Source organism: Pseudomonas sp. SB113, from assembly GCF_040754745.1.
GTDB lineage: Bacteria > Pseudomonadota > Gammaproteobacteria > Pseudomonadales > Pseudomonadaceae > Aquipseudomonas > Aquipseudomonas grimontii.
Genome location: NZ_JBFMHW010000120.1, coordinates 1 through 485 on the forward strand (window position 1 = coordinate 1; position 485 = coordinate 485).

The following is a 485-nucleotide window of genomic DNA, read 5'->3' on the forward strand; positions in this document are numbered from 1 at the left end:
GTGCCGTCGGGCACGCGGGCGATTGCCGCGCCGATGAACAGCGTGGTTCCAATGGGCGGGGTGAAGAGGCCGATCGACAGGTTGATGCAGATCATCACGCCGAGCTGGATGGGATCCATGCCGATCGCCTGTCCGATGGCCACGAAGGTCGGGCCGAGCAGCAGGATGGCGGCAGGCAGATCGAGAAACATGCCGACGACCAGCATGATGATGTTCATCATCAGGATGATGAGGATCGGGTTGACCAGCACTTCCTGATCCCATTGCGCAACGATCGTGGGAACACGCTCGGAGATCAGCACATGGCCAACAAGGCTGGATGCGGTGATGACCAGCATGACCAGACCGGTGGTGACGACCGTGTTGACCAGGGCGCTGTGGATGCGGGCGACGGTCAGGTCGCGGTAAAGAAGCGTGCTGACGACGAGGGCGTAGAAGACGGCGTTAACGCTGTCTTCCGTCGGCGTTGCGATGCCGGCACGCAG

Annotated in this window: 1 protein-coding gene; it reads right to left on the reverse strand. The window is 61.9% G+C overall.

From position 1 onward, the window contains the following. Positions 1-485 (reverse strand): TRAP transporter large permease subunit (locus AB1462_RS31750; protein WP_367249042.1); only part of this gene is annotated, 485 nt, incomplete at both ends.